Source organism: Vibrio profundi (genome assembly GCF_043642225.1).
Lineage (GTDB): Bacteria > Pseudomonadota > Gammaproteobacteria > Enterobacterales > Vibrionaceae > Vibrio > Vibrio profundi_A.
In genome coordinates this window covers 47,804-69,428 of sequence record NZ_JBHZSF010000012.1, presented here as the reverse complement: position 1 = coordinate 69,428, position 21,625 = coordinate 47,804, and the positions used below count along the sequence as shown (strand labels likewise).

Genomic DNA, 21,625 nt, shown 5'->3' with positions numbered 1-21,625 from the left:
AAACGCCGCTTCTTAGGAAGCGGCGTTTTACGTGTAGACCGTACTTAACTCTGGTGAATTATTGAACTTTAAATCGGCTTACCACATCGGAAAGGTTACTTGATGTTGCTCTTAGTTCATCACTTACCGAAGTCGTTTCAGAAGCGTTGATATTCAGTTGCTGAATCATCTCTTGGATGGCAGACATGTTACGGCTTACTTCGCCAGTGACTTGGCTTTGCTGCTCAGCAGCGGTTGCCATCAAGGTATTCAGATCGTTGATTTCAACAACAGAATCGGTCACCACGTTTAGAGAGGTCATTACTTCATTGGTTTTATCTGCCGTTTGCTCACAGCTTGAATGAGTGGTTGCCATCTCTTTCACAACGTTATCCGTTGTCCCGTGAAGCTTAGAAAGCATCTCGTTAATTTGAGATGTACTTTGTTGGGTTCTCGCTGCTAAGGCTCTTACTTCGTCAGCGACCACGGCAAACCCCCGGCCTTGTTCTCCTGCACGAGCAGCTTCAATGGCTGCATTTAGGGCAAGTAGGTTGGTTTGTTCGGCGATGTCACCAATGACCTGAAGTACAGAGCTGATTTGCTTGGTATCTTCATTCATCGTGCTGATAGTGTCAGACATTGAGGCTACTTGGCTCATCAAGTCTGATACGCTTGAAACCGCACCAGTCACCGTTTCTTTTGACTCTCCAGCATTAGAGTTGGTTAATTCAGTCAACTTCGCCGCATCATTAGAACTTTGCGCAATCGAGCTAGCCGTTGCGCTTAGCTCTTCGATAGCCGCAATGGCTTGTTCAGTTTCTACAGTGTGGCTATTCAAAGTCGAAGCGTTTGACTTTGATTGCTGAGACAATTGGCCAATCGCTGCATCTATCTGGGCTGCTGAATCAAGCACTTCCACAAACATTGACTGGAGCTTTTCGATGAAAAGGTTAATCGATGTGGAAATCTCGCCGATTTCATCTTTTGAAGAAACTTCTAGGCGTTGAGTTAAATCGCCATTGCCTTGAGATAAGTCAGCCACGACGGCTTTCAAATTTTGAAGAGGCTTGAAGGCAATGTTAAGTAGAAACACACTCAAGAGAATGAAGATCAAGCCACTCACTAATAAAGCTAAGGTGATCATGTTATTAAGAGACGCGGTGTTACTTTCAATCAGTGTTGTATCGATATAGCCGTTCAGTTGCCAAGTTTGGCCTGAAAACTCGATAGCGTGATAGACAGGAATAACGTTATCGCTCGCTTTATTTGAATAGATCGTGATGTTGTTGTCTGAGATGAGTTCCGCGTAACTGCCTTCTATCGAGTATTGGCGAATAACGTCGCCAAACTCTTGAAGGTCTAAGACAAAGAAATCAACAGAGTCGTCAATTCGCTTAATGGATATAGTAATAACAGGCTTTTGGTTAGCCAAAGTTACCGGGCTAACAATGGTGCCCTCTGGGTGGTTTTCTGCGCGGTCAATAAAAGTCTGAGCAGCGTCTTCTTCCATGTTGCCTGAATCGTCGAAAGCATAGCCATTAACGATCTTAACGACTTGGTGAAAACCGGAACGTTCTTTGGTTTCAGTGATATCCATCATGCTGAAATTTAGGCTTTCCGCTAAAGAGACTTTGTTTTGAAGTTCGCCAGAAAGCTTTTGCTGCATCAAGTCGATATTGTGTGAAATATTTTTAGTATCAGATTGGTAGATATAACCACTGATAAAGTGGTTCACACTAAAGTAGGAGACCAGAATGGTAATAGAAATGATTGATACGATTAACGCAACGATCTTATTTTTGAAAGAAAGGTTTTTCATGACACTTTACATCCTTAAAAGTGAACAAAATCAAAATAACCCTATTTGGATTGATTATGTAACCTGACTACGTGTTCTTTAGTCGGCTTACAATTACGAGCGTAATAGTATGTCAGTGTTATTGAATTGATAAGGGAAATATAAATTATTGATAAAAATAAAGTGTTTTGTTTGATGTGTGTGCAAACTTCACTTGGATGTTAAGTGCAACAAGTAGAGAGCTTTTAGGGCTACTTCTTGTACCCTTCTTTCACTGAGTCTTCACGGTATTTATCAATTCGCCCATCATTTTGTAGCTTTTTCAGGCCACGATTGAAGGCACTGATGAGCTCTTCCGAGCGTTCTGACTTACGTGAAATCATTAATGAATAGTGGCGCTGGTTAAGTGTTCTCGGGTCGGCTTTAATCTCGTGTGAAAGGTTAAGGCGGCGCAGTATGTTTAAGCCCACATCGGTATCTTCTAAGACAATGTCGAGTCGGCCAGCTGTTAGCTTGTAGTAGTTGCCGGTATCGTTCGGGATTCGGTCGATGTTAAGGATACCAAGCTCTTCAAGTTCCTCTAATCCATATACATATCCAATCACACCGCCAATGGTGTATTTTCTTAGGTCTTCTGGTTGCTTCCAGATTAGCTGCTCGTCAACACGGTGGAATAATGATGTGGTTAGGGTAAGGACTGGGTTTGAAAAGTGAAAATATTTTTCCCTCACATCGCTGTGAGCCCAAATGAATGTGCCATCAATTTCTCCGAGTTTGGCTTTCTCTACGCCTCTCATCCATGGCAGAAATTCAAATTCGACGTCGTAACCTTCTTCTTCAAAGGCTTCTTTGACGATCCTTGAGACAAATCCAGAATGCTGAAGATATTGGGATTGGTAGGGCGCCCATTCTCCGTTAGCCAAAACCACCGTTTTTGAGAATGCAGTGCTAGTTGATGTAAATAATGCAATTGTAATAAGTATTTGAAGGAATGTTTTAGTCATGAGTATGCGCACTAATCATGGGTTCTAAGATTAGGATAGCTCACTGCGAGTAATTGTTCTCGTTACGAGTAAGTAGAATAGAAGAAGTAGCCAGTGATCATAACGCTTGCGAATAACACGGTGGTTCTGATGGTTTGCTGTGAAATGCCCCGGGATACTTTTGCGGAATGATAGCCACCGAGAAGTGTGCCTAGCAACGTCGCAAAGCCGAGTGACCAGTCTATCGAGTCACTGACGATAAAAAAGACAATTGCAGCAAAGGATGCACAAGCTGACACAAGTAGCTTGATGCCATTCATCACTGTTATGTTGGTGTATCCGGCCAACGCCAGGTAACTCAACGTAACAATTCCTAAACCCGCGTTGAAATAGCCGCCATATAAACATACAACCAGCAACAATAACCCAGTTGAAAGCGTTCCAGCCTTAGCAGCATGTTTATGTTTAGACGTGGCTTTTTTTAATGCGTGGTTGATTTTTCCGCCAAAAGCGAAAAGTAGGGTGGCAAATAACAATAGCCAGGGAATGGATTGAGTAAAGACGGCTTCTGGCGTGTTCAATAATAGGTAAGCGCCAATGGCTCCACCTAGGATACTTAAAGTAATGGTCATTCTAAGCTGCATAGTGCCGTGGATGATTTCTTCTCTCAGCGCATATGCGCCACTGATATAGCCAGCACAAGAAGCAAAAGTGTTGGTAGCGTTAGCCGCGATTGGTGGTACGCCAGCAAACATGAGTGCGGGAAAAGTAATAAAACTCCCCCCGCCCGCAATAGAGTTGAGGATGCCGCCAATCACACCAGAGAAGAATAAAATGAACCAATCCATTAGTTCCAACCAATAACAAAATAGATTGTATACAATACTTGAAGTCCCGCTTGAATATTAGACAATTTTGATTGCGTTTAATCACAACTTTATGAATTGATGGCGCTATTAAGCATAGAAAAAGAAAAAGGAGCGAAATCGCTCCTTTTGGGGTTATAAGCTCGGGGGATATTAAGCTTCTACAGGTTTAGCTCTGAACTTTTGAAACAGTTTTACGAACATTGGGCTACCAAGCACAAGTACTGCCAGAATTGTGAATGTCATTGTGATTGGACGTTCCCAAAGGAAGCTTAACTCGCCATCACTGATCATTAATGCTCGACGTAAATTCTCTTCCATTAAACCGCCAAGAATGAAACCAAGCAGTAACGGTGCGAGAGGGAAGTTAGCCAATCTCAATGCGATAGCACCCATAGCGACTAACAGCATGATGAATACATCCATTGTGTTGAATGAAACTAAGTACACACCCGTAATCGAGAAGAACAAAATCATTGGAAGAAGAACCGTCCTTGGTACTGCCAATAGCTTCGAGATATAAGGGATTAAAGGTAAGTTTAGAATCACTAGTACAATGTTACCGAAGTACATAGAAATGATAACTGACCAGAATACGTCCGGGTGCTCAACGAATAGGCGAGGACCAGGCTGAATACCATAAGCGATAAGTGCGCCTAGCATGATAGCGGTTGTACCTGAACCTGGAATACCCAACGTTAGTAGTGGTACAAACGAGCCACTAGAAGCCGCATTATTCGCAGATTCTGGTGCAACTAGACCACGGATGCTGCCTTTACCAAACTCTTTCTGTTTGTCTTTTGGCGCTAAGCTTCTCTCCATACCGTAGCTTAGGAATGCGGCAATAGTCGCACCTGCACCTGGTAAAACACCGGTGAAGAACCCTAGAATCGATGAACGAATTGAAACCGGTGCCACTTCTTTGATCTCTTCTTTAGTAACTCTCATGCTACCAATGTCAGACATCTTCTGGCTTTCTTCGGCGCTGGTGTCTTTTTCAGGTTTTAGGATACCCATTAGCGTCTCACCAAGAGCGAATGTTGCCATTGCTAATAGTAGGAAGCTGAAACCATCCATAAGATCGGTTAGGCCGAAAGTGAAGCGTTCTACGCCTACACCTTTATCGATACCTACGGTTGAAAGCATCAAACCTAGAATGGTCATCATCCAAGCTTTCACCACTTGACCAGGGCCAGCAAACGCCGCAACCGCTGACAAGCCAAGTAACATTAATGCGAAGTAGTCAGACGACTGAAAGCTTAGCGAGACGCTTGCTAGAGCAGGAGCCGCAATAAGTAGCATGATTGCTGAAAGCGTGCCGCCAGTGAATGAAGAGTATGCTGCAAGAGCAAGTGCTTTACCGGCTTGGCCTTTTTGTGCCATTGGATAGCCATCGAAGGCTGTAACCACTGTCGATGAACAACCAGGAGCGTTAATCAAAATTGAAGAGGTTGAACCGCCAAATACCGCACCATAGTAAACACCAGCCATTAGAATTAGACCTGAAGATGGGTCTAGGCCGTATGTAATAGGAATCATCAGAGCGATGGCTGAAATCGGTCCTAAGCCTGGCAGCATACCGATGAATGTACCCACAAAACAGCCAACGATTACCATCATGATATTCATTGGCATGACTGCGGTAGAAAGTCCTTGTAAAATTCCGTCTAACATAATGTTATCCCTACCAAAGTGTGAAAATTAGACCAGGCTCTAGGTAGATATCTAGACCTTGGGTTAATAGAAGGTAAAACGCGATAACGAATGGGAATGAAGCTCCAAACAACACCGGTTTACGACGCTCACCTAGTAGGTAAAAACCTGCAAGCAAGAAGAAGCTTGTCGCTAATACAAATCCTAAGTAAGTAAGACCTAGGCCGTACAACGCCATAAGAACTAGAAAGCTGATAAGTAGCTTCCAATCAAAATCTGATACTGCACCGCTTTGTTTGTCTTCTTGTCCGGTAACCAGTAACAGTAGCGATAAGCCAATACCCGCAAAGGTTAAGAGTGTTGGCAGGGTACGAGCCGTGAAGGGTTCATATTCGTCGCCAGGGAATAAAGGAATGAGTGTGGTTTGGTAGCCATAGCAAAGGCATACGAGTAAGAAAATCATAGCGCCGACGCGGTCGCGACACAGAAGATACTCTTTACTTAATAGTTTGGTTGGCAAGTCCGACATATCCAACTCCATTTGCGTGGTAAAGGGGGAATAAAAAAAGCCGTACATAAGCGAGTTAATGAGAAGATTCAGGATCATTAACGGAAGGTAAGAAGCTTGCTGCTAGTCAGGCGACTTACAAATAAACAAAGGAGTTTTTCAGGGTTAAACTCATGTACGGCAAAACAGGAAAGGGCCGTTTCCAGCCCTAGGCCATCAGGGTCTTACTTAAGGAAACCTAGCTCGCGCATTAGGTCACCCATTTGTTGCTCTTGGTCTTCAAGGAATGCGTAGAAGTCCTTGTCGCCTTTGTAGTTGTCGATCCAACCGTTACGGTCACGAACAACTTGCCATTCATCAGTGGTGTACATTTTGTTAAGTGCTTGGTTCCATTCATCGATTTTCGCTTGGCTAGTACCAGGAGCTGCGAAGAAACCACGCCAGTTAGCAAATACTGTTTCATTGCCGTATTCAGTTAGCGTAGGAATGTTTGGAGCTGCATCTAGACGTTTAGGAGCAGTAACTGCAAGAACTTTCACTTGACCAGATTTAGACATCTCTAGGACTTCACCAAGGCCAGTGGATAGAAGTTGAGTTTCACCAGAAAGTAGGGCAGCCATTGCTTTACCGCCAGCATCGTAAGCGATGTAACGAACTTTCTTAGCGTCGAAGCCTTCGCCTTTAAACGCTGCAGCAACTACTAGGTGATCCATGCTGCCGCGAGCCGAGCCGCCAGCGATTTTTACTTTACGAGGATTCGATTCGAATTCTTTAACTACATCTTCCCAAGTGTCGTACTTTGAATCTGCCGAGGTTACGATTGCACCATAGTCAGCGATAGTTGCCGCAACAGGCGTAAGGTCACGGAAAGATTGAGGGAATACACCGGTTAGAGAGCGAACAACGATTGGAGTCGAGTTCACCATCAAGGTATCTTCTTGACGTTTAGCAGTTTCAATTAGGTGTGCGATTGCTTTACCACCGCCGCCACCAGAAAGGTTTTGGAAAGATACGTTATCTACGATGTCTGATTTAACCAGTACATCACCTGTACCGCGAGCCGTCATATCCCAACCGCCACCGGCGCCGCCAGGGATTAGGAAATGGATTTTTTCAACATCGGCAGCAAGAGAGCTGAAAGAAAAGGTAGCTGCGATGATTGAAGCTGCTAGTGTAGGTTTTAATGCCTTAAACATGATTCACGTTCCTTATGTGAGTGTATCGGTTCGTTGACTGATACTTATGCTTGTATGTTGCCTATCCAGTAGCTTTAAACTGCAAGCTGCCGAGTAGATAAGCTAAAGTTAACGCGATGTTACAAGTTTGTCTTTAATGTGGTGATATTGAGAATAAAGGACATAAAGTAGGTTTTGTTCATAAAGTTCACGGGCGAAAAGAGCTGAGCGATGAAAACAAAAAAGGAGCCTGAAGGCTCCTTTTAAAGTATTGAAATTATTGGGTTTAATGTCTAGTTCGCTAAATTCGACGTATCTAGAATTTCCATTGCGGTATCAAAATCGAATTCTTCAAGGGCGTTCTCTAGTTGTTTGAACGCTTGTGGTGATAATCCCACAGTTCGTCCATCTTCGATTTCAAGAACGATTGATAACGCTTCTGTATCATCATTTTTTGTCGCTTCAACCAATGTTTGGTATAGAGTTGCATCAGTCTGTATCTCTTGCGAGCCACGATCACTTTCTGCCGTGTCATTGTCGAAGGTGGACATTACGACCCCAACAGCGGTAGTTAACGCAGATGTTAGAGTGATGACTTCTTCTTTTAAAGCTTGGTTATCTGGTTTTCTTTCTAGGTCTTCACAGAGATCATGAAGCTTGGTCGCCCCTAAGTTTCCAGACACGCCTTTTAGGGTGTGAATGTATCTTTCTTGGCTAGAACCATTGATTTCAGCGACAACTAGTTCGGTATCTGAATAAGTATCAACAAATCTTGAGACTAATTTCTGATACAGCTTATGGTTGTTGTTCGCACGCAGTAAGCCGAGGTCAGTGTCGAGCCCATCGACGTCTGATAAGTCTAATGCAAGGGCTGGTTCTTCAGCAGAATAAGAAGTGGTTGGAGAAACAAACTCAACCGGTTGAGATGGGGTCACCCAACTTGCTAATGTGGCAAACATTGAACCTACGTCGATAGGTTTAGCGATGATGTCGCTCATTCCACAGCTCAACGCTTTCTCTTTATCACGCTCCATGACGTTTGCGGTCATCGCGATAATTGGAACATCCTGGTCTCCGATTCGGACGCGAATATGCTCTGTTGCCTCGTATCCATCCATAATTGGCATCTGGCAGTCCATTAAAATACCATCGTATGGTCGCTGTTCAGCGATCGCTTGTTTGTATTTGTCGATCGCCTCTTGTCCATTTTCAGCGATGGTGACACGGATTTGCTGACCTTCAAGTAACTCGGTCGCGAGCTCCTGGTTGATCTCGTTATCTTCGACCAGAAGAATATTAGCCCCAGCAAGTTGCTGAACGTTGGCAAGTTGTGTTTGCTGCTCAATTTCACTACGCGACACTCTTCCTGTTTCTAAGCCATATAGTGACACGATAGAATCAAATAGATGGGAAGAAGTGATTGGTTTATCAGAAATACTGGGAACTTCTAATCCTCTTATTGTAAGGGCTTCAGAGAGTTCTTCACGGCCGTATGCGGTGAGCATCATGATCTTCGGCAATTGAGTAAGTAGGTTACCTTTCGTTAGGGACTCGACTAAGTCAACCCCATCTTTCCCTGGCATCTTCCAATCTGAAATAATGAGATCGAAAGGAGAGTCTTGAGATTCGGCGTTGGAAAGTTCTGATAACGCTTCATCAACTGATGCTGAAAGCGTTGGAGTGAATTTCAGAGACTCAAGAATGTCGCCAACGATCAGGCGGGCACTTGAGTTATCGTCAACAACTAAGACTTTAAGATTGTTGAGCGAAGTCGGTACTACCACTCGGTTTTGAGTGATCGAGTGACTGACGGTAGTTTCAATCGTAAATGCAAACGTTGAGCCTTTGCCTAGTTCAGTTGTGACGGAGATGTCGCCACCCATTAATTGGCTTAATTCTTTACTGATTGCCAAGCCAAGGCCGGTACCACCGTATTTACGTGTGGTAGAACTGTCTGCTTGCGTGAATTTACTGAACAGTTTCGCTGCTTGTTCTTGCGTCATACCAATTCCGCTATCACTTACTGCGAATTTAAGTTTGACGTTATCACCTTGTCTTTCCGCGACAGATATTGAGATTTTGACTTCCCCTTTCTCTGTAAATTTAACGGCGTTATTACTTAGGTTGATGAGGATTTGCCCAAGTCGTAGTGGGTCGCCAACTAGGTTGGTTGGTACATCACGGTCTACTTGGATTAACAGCTCTAGCCCTCGCTCAGATGCACGTAAACCCACTAGGTTCGTAATATTGTCGAGTACGTTTTCTAAGTGGAAATCTACGTTTTCAATGTCGAGTTTTCCGGCTTCAATTTTAGAGAAGTCCAGAATATCGTTGATTAAACCTAATAAAGAATCTGATGAGAGTTTTACTTTATGTATGTAGTTACGCTGGGCTTTGGTTAAGTCGGTTTTTAACGCGAGATAACTCATACCAATGATCGCATTCATTGGCGTTCGGATTTCGTGGCTCATGTTGGCAAGAAAGTCCGATTTAGCTTGGTTCGCTGCATCTGCTTCATCACGAGCGACGGCTAAGTTCTTCGCAAATTGTGCCAAAGCTGAGTGGGACTTATTAGCCAAAATTCCCATTAGCAAAATGATGACGAAAAAGATCAAACCGCCAATGCCCAAATGGAAAGAAACACTTGAAGAATCTTTTACATTCTCGTTTTCAGCAAGGTAAGAAGACGAGACCATATCTCTAAGAGCATAGAAGTGTTCGTTCATAGCCGCTTGAACGCTATGACTTTTGGACTGCGCTTCTGCGAGTGACATGAATTCAGACTCGTACATTGCCACATGCTCATCAAAAGCAGACACTTTCATTTCAGGTGCATAGCGGCTGAGGAGTTCTTTTGCAGCGACAGATGTAGATTGCATATTATTGATTAGCTGAAACACCATATCCGCAATCAGTAATTGGCTTTCTTCGTCAGCGAGTGAAAAGTCGCGGTTATACTGCTTTGATTGGCTAAGAAGAGTTTGAATGACCAGTAAGTTTTCACCAACGGCAAGTTGAGATGAGAGGTCACTTTGAGCCTGAGTAACTTCTTTGTTTAGGTCGGTTAGTAAAGCTTGTTGCTGTTCGGAAAGCTTTGTTGATGAGCGAGACAGTTCAATGCCTGTGCGAGAAACCTGACTAATAATGGAATTTCTAAGCTTGTCTGCGTTTTTGGGTAAACCTTGCAGTTGAACAAGGTTGGTAAGAAAACGATTCTTAGATTGAGTCACAAGCTGCAGATTCTGAGTGCCTTCGATATCAGATATCTCGTTTTCAAGTTGGGCGACCAAACTCGACACTTTGTTCAGTTCTAATTTAACCAGTGCAAAAGCTTTAGGCGTTTCATTGAGTAAGTATTCTTTTGCTAAGTTTTGCACATTTGCACTCAAGGTCGAAAGCCAACCAGATTTCATTGCGATATCGGCTTGAGCTTCACTTTGGTCTCGTAATTGGCGAACAGAATCACTGACGTTCAAAATGGTTGCTTTGTGAGACGCTTGCATATCGGATAAGGCTTGAGTCGCTGCAAGCGAACGGGAGTTCATTCGTTCACGTGTTTCTTCGCTGAATAACAGAAGCTCACTATACGCTTCAAAATCTTCAAGATAGCTAGCAAGAAGGTTGGTTGCTTTAGGCTGCTGACTATTTTCAGCATATAACTGAGCCAGTTTTGTGGTTTCGTTGGCCTCGTTAAATACCATTTCAGCGGCAGGTAGTTGATTGTCATCACTGAAAGTTAACTCGTAGACTCGAAGCTTATCCACGGATGTCAAAAGTTGAGTGCTTAACGCATAGTCTTCCACGCCGAGGAATCGTTTATTAAGGTTAAACCAACCTGCAGCCGCGACAGAGAAAAGTACTAATGTGGAAATAACAAAAGCGACCAGTATTTTTTTCGAGTCTGAGGCGAATCGAGAAACAGTATTCATAAGCTACCTGTAATGATTATTCTAGTTCATCGGTAAATGAATCTTTGATAGAAAGCATGTCTTCTAACTTGCTGATGAAGATTGGCACTAAGTTTGGATCAAAATGTTTGCCGGCTTCTTCTTCGATGAGACTCACTGCTTTCTCAACAGGCCAAGCAGGTTTATACGGGCGCTCACTGGTTAGTGCGTCGAAAACATCTGCAATAGCGACAATACGAGCGCTTAGCGGGATCTCTTCACCTTTAAGTTTGTGAGGGTAGCCACTGCCATCCCACTTTTCGTGGTGATAAAGCGCGATTTCTTGCGCCATTTTGAGAAGTTCAGACTCGTTATTGCCAATGATGTCACCGCCAATGTTGACGTGAGTTTGCATAATTTCCCATTCGTCTTTGTCGAGTTTTCCAGGCTTACCAAGAATATTATCCGGAATACCTATCTTGCCTATGTCGTGCATTGGGGCGGCTTGAAAGAGCAGCTCTACCCAGCGAGCACTTACATCAAGCTGCTCTGCGAGTATCTTCGAGTAGTAGCTCATGCGTACAACATGCATACCCGTTTCATTATCTTTGTATTCCGCGGCACGTCCTAATTTACGAATGATTTCAAGTCGGCTCAGCTCTAGTGCTTCTGTGCGTTGTTTCACTTTATTAGAAAGTGCCAAGTTCTGATCGTAGAGGGAGATATGAGTCGCTACTCGAGCTTTAACAATTGGAGGGCTGACTGGCTTGGTGATGTAGTCGACCGCTCCAAGCTCGAAACCTTTCTGCTCATCCACGACATCTGTTTTGGCAGTAACAAAAATAACTGGGATATCAGCGGTGACTGGGTTTTCCTTTAGCCTTTGGCAAACTTCATAACCATCCATTTCGGGCATCATGATGTCTAATAGTATGAGGTGGGGCTTTGGGGTAGCTGATGCGATTTTTAATGCTTTCTCCCCTGAAGTTGCGGCTTTTATTTTGAAATCATCATTGAGAATGCCGGAAAGGGTATGAATGTTATCAGGGATATCGTCAACAACCAGAATAATGGGTTTCGTTACAGTCTTTTGATCCATTTTTTGTCCCTAAAAAATTTAACCAGAGTGTGAAGCTACCTGTTAAATAAGCGTAGTTTAATTTGTTCGAATTGCATGATATCTCATTGATTCAAAGCGAAAGTTGGAATCAGGTAACGAGAAACACAGTATGATTCAGTGGAGAAATGATTTTATATGTTAACCTTTAATTGATAAATATTAAATTAAGTGGTCGGTTTAGTAATAAACTTATTAAATCACATAATCTGGGCTGATTATATTGCGGCCTACTTAACGCAGGGAGTGACGATATGCCAAATGCAGGTTTAACCCTCATACAAAAAGATATGTTGGCGTTATTTGCGAATACAGATTTGGTTGGTATGAGTAAAGTCGATAAAGTAAAAACAGCAGTAGAAGCTGCATTACAGACGAATGACTTAGCTGACACCATTTCAGAGGCTGCAACTGGCGCTAAGTTTGCCATTTCTAGTGCGGTTGAAAATATCACTGAGCAAATTAAAGCTAAGTTTCTTGAATACGCCAAAGCGATAACAGGCGTAGTAATGGACGACATCAAAGCTCAGATCTTGAGTATGATCCCTAGCTTGGTAAAACGAATCTTCGCTGATCTCGCTCCTGCAATAGATGATATAAAGGAAGCTGCTTCTCGCATCTATTCGGCACTAGGCAAAGTGGTGAATAATCATAAAACTCGACACCTAAGCTCTGTAGCAACAACCAAAGTAGGAGTCGATGTCATCGACAAGGTTCGTAGTGAAATACGAGCAGTAGCAGTCGAAGATTCAATGATTGCGCTTGCTCATGGTGGTGTTATAGCTATTAATCTAGCGAGTTCTGGTATTGGCGCGACAGTGACGAGTATTGTGAAAGCAGTGCTATCGATATTTAACTTTTTCCGAGGCTTATATGATAAATGGGTTATGGAGAGAAAGTTTAAAAAATTCAAAGAAGAATGCATCATGCTGAATCAAAAGCGCGATGTTGTCGGTGCTAATTTCTTCCGTGATTGGTTCAAAATGAAAATGGAAGAAGTACCGGTGATTGCTTCTTACATGGTTTGTATGCCTTGCTACAGTTCCCCTTACAACTTTTTAAGTATCGCGGATGTAACACCGCCACCTCCGAGTATGAAAACTCGGCTTACTCGAAGAATCAAAGCGAAGTTCGGCCAACCAGTTAGTACCGATCCTTCGTTAGTGAAGTTGTCTTTCCAAAAATCGACGCTAAAAGCTTATTCTTTGTTGCAAGAAGAAGCGCGCGTATTTATTACGAATAGTGACATTTCATTAGAGAGCACTAAGCCTGGTGCGAAACAAGCACTAAACGCTGCACGTGGCGAAACTAACTTTATTCCTGGCACAGACGAGAAAGCTTTTAATAAAGCGCTACGAAAACAAAAAGTTAAAGATTTCTTCTCGGGCAAAACTATTGCGGAGGGCGTCAAAGAAAGCCTTTCTCCGAAGTCACTCGCAACTACGGTGGCTGGTGGCTTAGAGTCCTTGTTGATACCTGAATAGCTAAAATGAGATGGCAATAAAAAAGGCGAGGGGAAACCTCGCCTTTTTTATTATCCACAAGCGCGATAGCTACTATCGACAACTGCGTTGCAAAAGCATGTAATAGCGGCTAGGCATTTTAAAACTGAGCCTCATCGTCGAATCGTCATTTTCGTTAGCGCCTGTTGCCGCTAATAAGTAGCGCTGAATGCTTAAGGCAAAGCTTCCCCAGTCATCTAAGCAGTGAGCATAATGCCCGTTTGAACCCCGAGTCGTAAATGATGGGGTGTAGCTATCGAAGCGGTCAGCGAGATAGTCGTCACCTTGCTTACGAATAGAACCTAAATCAATCAGTTTCACACCACCGTTTTCTTCCAAGATGACATTTGATGGTTTGATGTCTCCGTGTACATGGTTGGTAGCATGTAACGCTAAGAGTGCGTTTTCAGCAGCTGTCATCCAGCTTAAATCAGCACTAGGATTTAATGCCTGTTCCGCTAATGTTTTCCCTGAAATGAAGCTAACGACTAGGCAATCGGTTGAGCCCAAAGATAAGTAGTCTCGGTAGGTTGGCCAATATGGCGATGGAAATGAATGTAGGAATTCCGCTTCGCGTTTTAAGCAGACTCTGTGTTTGGTTTCGAGAGCAAATTTAACAACGACTTGGCCCCAGTCAGGGTGAGTTGCCCGAAAACTACGATGGGAGAGTGGTGTAATATTGGAATAGCCGTGTTTGCTAAGCAAAGAGATACTTCGACGTGTCGCCGAAGTATCACCCGTAGCTTGCATTGGATTAGATTCCATTAGGAAGTGAGAAGCCTGAGAAGAAACCAGGGACAAATGGATTCGATTGCCCTTGGGTACGAATAGTCAGTTTGACGTTACTTTCGCCATATTTGAATTCAACTTGGGTATCTTGTGAAGTCGTAAAACTCACATTTGACTCAAACAAACGAAACCAACTCCACGTGCCTTCTACTGTGTTCTCACCGACAGTTGTGTCTTGAGCGTTTAACTTCACTCCAAGCTTTTCAATGAGCTTGGCATCGCCTTGCCATGACTGCTGGCTCCATAATGTTGGACCATGTCGATAGGTAAAGATAGGCTTATCGGAAATTATGGCAAACTCTGTGAGGTTCGAACTCATATCAACCGCTTTGAGTTGGAAGTTGATGGAGATATTGGATGGATCCGCAAGGAACAGCGCATTTTTAATATCGCTTGCTTTATCAATCATCGTCCATACGTCAGGAGCTAACATTAGGCCAGTACTTGGTAGTAGCCCTGGTAGGTAAGGGGCGCCGTCGTTACTTTTAACAAAACTACTCAAGCGGTTGTTATTAAAAGACTCCACTATACCGTTGCTAACAAAAAATGCTTTGACGTCTGCAACGCTAACATCAGTTTTAGACTGTTGGTTAAACGGATAGAACGAGGCAAGCCTTTGTTGGTATGGCTGATAAACCTCTTTGCTCCATGCATTGTTAATGTACTCGTGCGCCAAAGCCATGACCATTTCGTTACTTTGAGTGACAACGCGATCGGTAATTTCTTTTGCTACCGATAATTGCGACTGAGATAAGTCTGACAAAGAAGCGATCGGGTTTGTGGTTTGCAGCGTCGCAGACAAAGTATCGAACGCCACTTTTTGAGGCTCTTTGGTCTCGTAAAACTTGTCACCCCATTTCTTACTTGCGATATAGGCATTCAGCAATGAATCAAGTGGCTTTTTACCTTGATCATTTGGTGACATGTGCTTTTTGTAGTCTTGGAAACTCAGGGAAATTTGACGAGCGGATTCTTTTTTATCTGCGTCTTGAACTGGAATATCAGCGTCAGCAACCTTCTCTTTATCGCCCGTTTCCGGCACGTTCAGTTCCACATAAGTGTATTTTGATATCGTATTGTAAAGGCTTGAAAGAGGGTTGTTGGAGGCTTCGGAGAGGCTCGCTAAAACGCCGCTTAATTGAGTCGGGTTGTTTATCTCCGTGACGTTAACGTTACGGATGAAATCACGCCAATAATTGATGTAATCATTCTGGTAAGTTTGCTTAAGCTCGCGGCTGATACGGTGTAGCTCTAATGCGCTAGGATAAGCTCCAGCAACCCCCTCATAAGATTGCAGCGCTTCTTTCAGAATCTCAGAATTGACGGAAAGATCCAACTCGTTAAACCCTGTTGGGGTATAGATGTACGGAACCAAGTAACCGACATAACTAGGAGAAAAACTGAATACAGATTTAAAATTGTCGCCAAGTTCACTTCGAATATCGACACGCTTAGCGAAGTTAGGAGAGCTTAAAATATGTTCGTAAAGCAAAGTTTCTATACCCGTTTGGGTGATCACTTTCTTCGCCAGCCCTTCTAAATCTTGATTGGATTTTTTAGGGATGAGGTTTCGTTCAAAAATGTCATCAAGAAGCACTTTCAATTGAGCGATGTTTACACTGTCGGCTTCACCTTGATCTTGTAACGTTTTCACGTAGTAACTTTTGAGCTCATGGATGTTACTGCGATCTTTGCTAAATAAAAGTCGGTAGTTATTTAACAGCGATAGGGTTTGAGATTGATCCTCTAGGTTTACATAGACGAAAAGGTCTTTCTCAAGAGTCTTTTCCATCGAAGGAACTAACACTTGCTGTAGCTCTGTAAAATAAGCGGTCTCTATTTCTGCCTTAATACTAGGGTTGGGCATAAAAGGTAAGCTATACCAAGGTTCTGGCTGATTATAGAGATCGTAAATGCGCTGTAATGAAAACAGGTTTGGAATATTGTCTGCCATGTTTTCAATATCGTATGGAGAGGCTGAAATTGCTTCTTTATAGCGCTCTAGCATGGCGTCAGCACGAGCTTCTCTCTGACCTTGAAAATCGAAATCAAATTTGACCACTAGCAGAACAGCAGCTAATAAACTCACCCATGAAAGCGTAAACAGAATTTGATTAACAAGTAATGTATTTTCTTTGCGTCGGTTTACTCCGACTAATTCATGCTCACCTAAAATAACGTGGTTCATCAGGTGTTGAGCGAATAAGGTCTGAGTGACCGGTATTTGCTCTTGTTGCTGGTATTGTTCGTGTCCAACTGAAAATGAGACGGTGCTTGCTAGCAAGTCTTTCTGGTTAACTTCCTGTCCGTCGTGAGTGAAATAGAAACCACGGAACTGTAGAGCCTCACTCAGTTGCTCGCCACGATATAATCGATGTAAGAAAAGCCACAAGTTTTGCTTAAGTAGGCCGAACTGGAATGGTGCGCTCGCGATAGAGTTTCGGTAATCTTGATTTAATTGCCCCGCAAGAGCATTACTCATATTAGCAATCAGCTGCCCGATCAAATGATCGAATTCATCGTTGAACCAATCTGCATCGATGCCACCATGTTTGTTATACGGCGAAGTCGCACCGAAGACATCGTCTCTTTTTGATTCATCGAAAGCAGAGAAGAATTGGCAAAAGTCGCTGATGCTGCCCATATTCGAGATGATGTTGTAAATGGGTAGGCTTACACCAAATGACTGATTAAAGGTTTTAATAGTCGATTTAATCTCGTCGGCGTATTGGGTTATCTGCTCGTTATTTTCTAATAACGTAGACACCTCAGTCGTCAATAGTAAGCCGTTAGCAGCTTGACGTGGTCGCCAGGTGTTAAGTGACTGGCAAAGTGTTTTAAGGTACTCTGGGTGTTGGTCTTCGCCGGTACTAATAGAAATTAAAATTGAATGTTCACTTACCCAGAATAGGATAGGGAATTCGATATCATTGCCAAAATCATCTAGCTTGTATGCCTCATAGCCCATCTGAGTGATAATGCTTTTGTCTTTCGATGGATCAGTACTGAGTAGCAAATAGATTGGTTGGTCATAGCGGCTCATCAAACGTATTTTACGTTTCTGCCCACTAATCATTCGATTAAAATGAGTAGCTAATTGTTTTTTACGTCTTTGTATTAACGCTTTATCAATCGGTTGTTCTTTCTGAGTTGGGTTTCGTTTGATTAGGACCCAATAGCAAATAACGCCAATCAGAGTAGAAATGATGGCGGTAGCGGTCAATGCTGCAACAAAATAGGCGTTAAGTGGCGTCAACCAAATGATACTTGAGACAACTGAGAAGAAGGTAACAGAAGTCAATACAGCGACAGCTGCTGACTTCTTCCCATTCGGTGACTTTTTTTGTTTTGCGTCAGGCATAATCAGTTAGATTCTTCCTTGTCTAAATCTTGTGTCGAGTTTCGAACGATAATGGCATTGATATTGTCGTTATCGACATACCAAGCTTTAATAGTACGGGCTTCTTCAGCTGAGTCTGTTCGTAAGATAACTCTGTAATACTTTTTGTAAGGGTCAATCACCGGCTCATAGGCAGATGGTGAAAGATTGCTGACAAACGAGTCTGCATTTTTTTTGTTTGAAAAAGTGGCTAGCTGTACTAACCAGCTTGCAGACATCGCATCGAAAATCTCCATTTTAGGCTCTTCGATTGTATCCGCTTTGCTGCCGTGAGCGGGTGGATTATCGAGATCGTCGTCTTGGCTGATAAACACAATGTCTTTCACTTCACCGGAAAGGACGTACCTTTGGCTAAAGTCAGGGAGATAAGTAAAATCACGAGCGCGTTGAGGGTGAGTCTTGGTATACCAAAATTCGGTCAACCCAATCGTAGTGGCGATTAAGCAAAAGAAAAATAAACTGGTGATTAAGTAGTGCTTTCTTCGGGTCGGTTTTCGCATCGCAGGAAGCTTAACTTTAGTGTGGCAGTGGACACCACCTACCGTGCGGTACTGAGTAATAGTTTGTTCTAACTGATGTATGAAAGTCTTTAGTTGCTCAGCGCTGCTGTCACGATACTGGCCTTTAAACCCGATGTTTAGGAAAAGGTAAATGACTTCTAAGAGGTCAATGAGCTTATGAGGTTGACGCGCAGCTTTTTCGGCGACGGAAAAGAAAAGTTCACCACCGTTACGCATGCCAAACAGTTCACTCAGTAACGTTTTATTTTCCCAGCCTCGTTTCTCTCCCCATTCGGTATAAATGATGAACTCATCTAATACGACAGCATAAAGGAAACAAAGCTTATCGATCACTGCGACAGGGTATGTTAGATCAGTTGCCTGAGCTTTTATGTCGTTAATCCCGTGTATTAGTTGTTCTCTAAATACGGTTAGATCCTCTGGCTCAGAGAGGGTCGATACTTTTAACGTTTTTGTTAAGAGCTCGCTGCTGATATTGATAAGCTGATTTTCAGCTTTATCAAAATGGCGAATAAATTCTTCTTGAGTATTAGTCGAGTGCACCGAGACCATTTTTGACTGAAATAGCGCATCTTCTTCATTGCTAGAAGGAGTGGAAGCTTTATCAATGACCAGTGTTTCTTCGTCTAAATAATCCATGATGTTATCTCAACGCGTATAGGACGACTTCTAGATCTGGGATTCTAGCATCGACATGTAGAGCAATTGCGTCACGTGTATCAAGCATATCGAGCCAATTTCTGTCTTTGGTGTTGATTTCGAAGTAGGCGACACCTTGCATTGGTTTAAGCTCGCTTGGCGCAATAGGTAGGGGTGTTAACCCGATACCAGAAAGAGAGCTTCTTACTAGTTCAACAATTTTGTTATTGCTGCTTAATTTAGCTGAGATTGGGAACAATTCGTTCAGCTCATTACTGCTAATGTCTGATTTAACACTGAGCACAAAACGGCGGTTGTACACGCTGCTTGGGTCTTTGATCAACGTACGTAATAAGCGTCGTTTTTCAAATAGCGAGGCATCCCATTTAAATTCAATCACCGAATCTTGCTGAACTAATGTGAGCAAGCTTCTCAAGCTAGAGAATAACGGGTTAAAGTTGTCGTAAAGCTTGTCGTATTTGAGTGGTTCGCATTCCTTTGGAATCGCAGGGGTCAACGCCATCACTTGAGCTTCAAACTGTTTCAACTTTGAATACAGTTGATGGGTAGGGTGCTTAGTATTACTGATGGTCAAATCAAACCACGGCAGCCATGTGTTAAGAGTTTGCAGCCATAGGTAGTCTTGCATCAATGACTGAGGGCTTTTTTGCCCTTGTCCTGCTTCGATTCGTTTTAATAGGTTTTGCGCACGGTTGCTCACCAAGGCGTGGATTTCCTTCACACGCTCGGTCAAAAACATCGAAGCGCCATAATGCAAGCAAGCCGGGATAAACGCTCGATCGAGAATGACTTCATCAGAGTCACTAATCTCTAGTACTTTTGCTACCGGAATTAGGGTAAAACCAGAAGTGTCTTCTCCCGCAAATTTAAGTCCAATATTTAGATGAGCGACGTCGATTTCGACACTGGCGTTTTCAGACGTAGACGTATCGAATACATTAATTGAGCGGGTGAGGTAGCGGCTTTGTTCTTGCCCGTCTTCGCTGTAATCGTTATTACCTTGCAAAGAAATTGGTAACGCTAAGTAAACAGTGCTTTCGATAGTGCCTTGCGGAATATCGATAGCGATTTCTTGTTTGAGATCGAACTGAGTACCGTCTGGGAATATACCAGCACAGCTTGGAATGGATAGTTTTCCGATTTTTAATAGGTCATGATTAATGACTAACTCGGTAATGCCAAAGAATGGGGCAAAACCTGCAAGCGTTTCGATATTTTGGCGGATGTAGTTTTGCACATAACGATCTTGTTGTTGGAAATGCTGAGGTGCGATAAACATCCCTTCTTGCCAAACTACTTTTTTGAAAGCGTCCACGTAAATTCCCTATTTGTTTTTTAGTTATTTTTCTTGCTAGAAAACCTGCCACCAGCTTGATTCTGGTGTGATGACCTCTAACTCGGCTTTTTTACCTGTTAGAGTAAGCTGTAAGTATTGCTCTGAATCAGTAGGCAACATTTGAACGGCTTTCGTTGTACTGTTTTGATAGTCTGCAAATTCAACCAATGCAGCGATGTACTGAGTATTCTTATTTACATCTAAAGTAAGGCTTTGCGTTGAGTTAGGTAAAACGACAGGCAACACTTGTTTAGACACCAGATTAGCGGCGAGGAGTTGCAAATCGTTATTGTAAAGATCAATAAATGGTAATTGCTTAAAAAGCTGCTGATCCGTTAACTGGTAAAGCCTCACGACAACAGGGTTCGCCTGATTATCGTTGTATTGATTAATCGTATTATCGGCTTTTACAGTAAAAGTATGTTGGGTAACAACAGCAACTGGATCGGATGAGCAAGCCGAAAGTGCAAAGCAGAAACATAAAAGAATAATCCGAATCATTCTCTTTCCTCACTTTGTTTCTGCATGTTCTCCATGAATAAAGCTTTAAATTGGCGACGAAAATCACCGTTATCCTGCCTATGTTGGAAATGCTTACGATAGATTTTCCAGTACTTTTTATCTTTACTGGAAAAAACGCTATTAGACACGTACTCGCTAAATTGATTCTCGAGTTGCGTTGGCGCGAATTCATTTAAAAACTGATCGACGGTCTTTTCCAGCGCATCAAATAGGGCTTTTTGTTGGAGTTGTGGGTTTTGTAAGTACTGCTGATTCTTCTCTGTAAGCGTGATTAACTTATCAATCGATTCTTCAATACGATGATTGTTATCAATATTGACTGGAAGGTACTCTAGATCTGACGACGATTGAATGTCTGCTTTTTCAGTAGCAATTTCGTCTATCTCAATATTTGGTATGACCTTATCCGAATCTAAGTCTTCAAATGGGTCTGAGGCAAAAGGGTCATCACTGAGTACATTGCTAGAAGAGAAAGTGGACTTTGTTTCTGCTTTTGGCGGCTCAGGAATATCATCGAGAAAGTCGAGGTCTGAATCGTCTAATTTAAAGTTGAAATCGGATGCAAATGGATCTGACTTTGTGCTTGCTTCTGGTGCCGTAGCCTTAGGGTTGTTTAGCAGGCTAATGAGTAATGTATAGCCACCGACTTTGACAATGTCACCATCAGTAATTGGGTATTCTTTGTCTCGCATTAATGACTTTTCATTCAAAGATAGCCCATTGTTACTGAGATCTTTAATGACGTAGCCTCGGTCTGTCAGACTGATTTGACTGTGTGTACGAGAAATCCATTTGCTTTGATCCGGCAAAGCAATATCACACGAAGGGGAACGACCTAAGCTTCCGCCATTTTCAGGCAGATACGTGACACGTGAGGTGACAACCTCTTCAGCAGGGACAGAAATCATGTGAACACTGATTGACAATGT

General features: G+C 42.9%; 15 protein-coding genes. 1 reads left to right on the top strand and 14 read right to left on the bottom strand.

Annotation, left to right across the window (positions count from 1 at the left end):
- Positions 1-58 precede the first annotated feature (58 nt).
- The 8 genes from ACHUFI_RS16870 to ACHUFI_RS16835 form a co-directional block, all read right to left on the bottom strand.
- Positions 59-1,798 (bottom strand): methyl-accepting chemotaxis protein, encoded by a 1,740-nt coding sequence (locus ACHUFI_RS16870; RefSeq protein WP_394251205.1) that lies wholly within the window; start codon positions 1,796-1,798, stop codon positions 59-61.
- 230 nt (positions 1,799-2,028) lie between these two features.
- The gene (locus ACHUFI_RS16865) at positions 2,029-2,781 is read right to left on the bottom strand and encodes a substrate-binding periplasmic protein (RefSeq protein ID WP_394251203.1); all 753 of its coding nucleotides are present in this window, start codon (positions 2,779-2,781) and stop codon (positions 2,029-2,031) included.
- 62 nt (positions 2,782-2,843) lie between these two features.
- Positions 2,844-3,608, bottom strand: a complete 765-nt coding sequence (locus ACHUFI_RS16860) for a sulfite exporter TauE/SafE family protein (RefSeq protein WP_394251201.1) — start codon at positions 3,606-3,608, stop codon at positions 2,844-2,846.
- 171 nt (positions 3,609-3,779) lie between these two features.
- Positions 3,780-5,300, bottom strand: coding sequence for a tripartite tricarboxylate transporter permease (locus tag ACHUFI_RS16855; RefSeq protein ID WP_394251199.1), 1,521 nt, complete (start codon positions 5,298-5,300; stop codon positions 3,780-3,782).
- 10 nt (positions 5,301-5,310) lie between these two features.
- The gene (locus ACHUFI_RS16850; RefSeq protein WP_394251197.1) at positions 5,311-5,808 is read right to left on the bottom strand and encodes a tripartite tricarboxylate transporter TctB family protein; all 498 of its coding nucleotides are present in this window, start codon (positions 5,806-5,808) and stop codon (positions 5,311-5,313) included.
- Positions 5,809-6,011: 203 nt separating this feature from the next.
- On the bottom strand, positions 6,012-6,983 hold the full coding sequence (locus ACHUFI_RS16845; RefSeq protein WP_394251195.1) for a tripartite tricarboxylate transporter substrate binding protein: 972 nt from the start codon (positions 6,981-6,983) through the stop codon (positions 6,012-6,014).
- Positions 6,984-7,255: 272 nt separating this feature from the next.
- Positions 7,256-10,891, bottom strand: a complete 3,636-nt coding sequence (locus ACHUFI_RS16840) for a hybrid sensor histidine kinase/response regulator (RefSeq protein ID WP_394251193.1) — start codon at positions 10,889-10,891, stop codon at positions 7,256-7,258.
- Between the two features lie 16 nt (positions 10,892-10,907).
- On the bottom strand, positions 10,908-11,948 hold the full coding sequence (locus ACHUFI_RS16835; protein WP_394251191.1) for an HD domain-containing phosphohydrolase: 1,041 nt from the start codon (positions 11,946-11,948) through the stop codon (positions 10,908-10,910).
- Between the two features lie 272 nt (positions 11,949-12,220).
- Here ACHUFI_RS16835 and ACHUFI_RS16830 point away from each other — a divergent pair, with 272 nt between their 5' ends.
- A complete protein-coding gene (locus ACHUFI_RS16830) occupies positions 12,221-13,450 on the top strand; it encodes a hypothetical protein (protein WP_394251190.1) in 1,230 nt (409 codons plus the stop codon).
- A 72-nt stretch (positions 13,451-13,522) separates the two neighbouring features.
- Here ACHUFI_RS16830 and ACHUFI_RS16825 read toward each other — a convergent pair whose 3' ends face one another.
- From ACHUFI_RS16825 to ACHUFI_RS16800, 6 genes are read right to left on the bottom strand one after another with little or no spacing between them, the layout of a single operon-like run.
- The gene (locus tag ACHUFI_RS16825; RefSeq protein ID WP_394251188.1) at positions 13,523-14,218 is read right to left on the bottom strand and encodes a protein kinase domain-containing protein; all 696 of its coding nucleotides are present in this window, start codon (positions 14,216-14,218) and stop codon (positions 13,523-13,525) included.
- Between the two features lie 4 nt (positions 14,219-14,222).
- The gene (gene tssM / locus ACHUFI_RS16820; protein WP_394251186.1) at positions 14,223-17,618 is read right to left on the bottom strand and encodes a type VI secretion system membrane subunit TssM; all 3,396 of its coding nucleotides are present in this window, start codon (positions 17,616-17,618) and stop codon (positions 14,223-14,225) included.
- A 2-nt stretch (positions 17,619-17,620) separates the two neighbouring features.
- On the bottom strand, positions 17,621-18,817 hold the full coding sequence (icmH, locus tag ACHUFI_RS16815) for a type IVB secretion system protein IcmH/DotU (RefSeq protein ID WP_394251183.1): 1,197 nt from the start codon (positions 18,815-18,817) through the stop codon (positions 17,621-17,623).
- 4 nt (positions 18,818-18,821) lie between these two features.
- The gene (tssK, locus tag ACHUFI_RS16810; protein WP_394251181.1) at positions 18,822-20,153 is read right to left on the bottom strand and encodes a type VI secretion system baseplate subunit TssK; all 1,332 of its coding nucleotides are present in this window, start codon (positions 20,151-20,153) and stop codon (positions 18,822-18,824) included.
- Positions 20,154-20,189: 36 nt separating this feature from the next.
- Positions 20,190-20,675, bottom strand: a complete 486-nt coding sequence (gene tssJ, locus ACHUFI_RS16805; protein ID WP_394251179.1) for a type VI secretion system lipoprotein TssJ — start codon at positions 20,673-20,675, stop codon at positions 20,190-20,192.
- Positions 20,672-21,622, bottom strand: coding sequence for an FHA domain-containing protein (locus ACHUFI_RS16800; RefSeq protein WP_394251177.1), 951 nt, complete (start codon positions 21,620-21,622; stop codon positions 20,672-20,674). The genes tssJ and ACHUFI_RS16800 overlap by 4 nt, the downstream gene beginning before the upstream one ends.
- Positions 21,623-21,625: the final 3 nt, after the last annotated feature.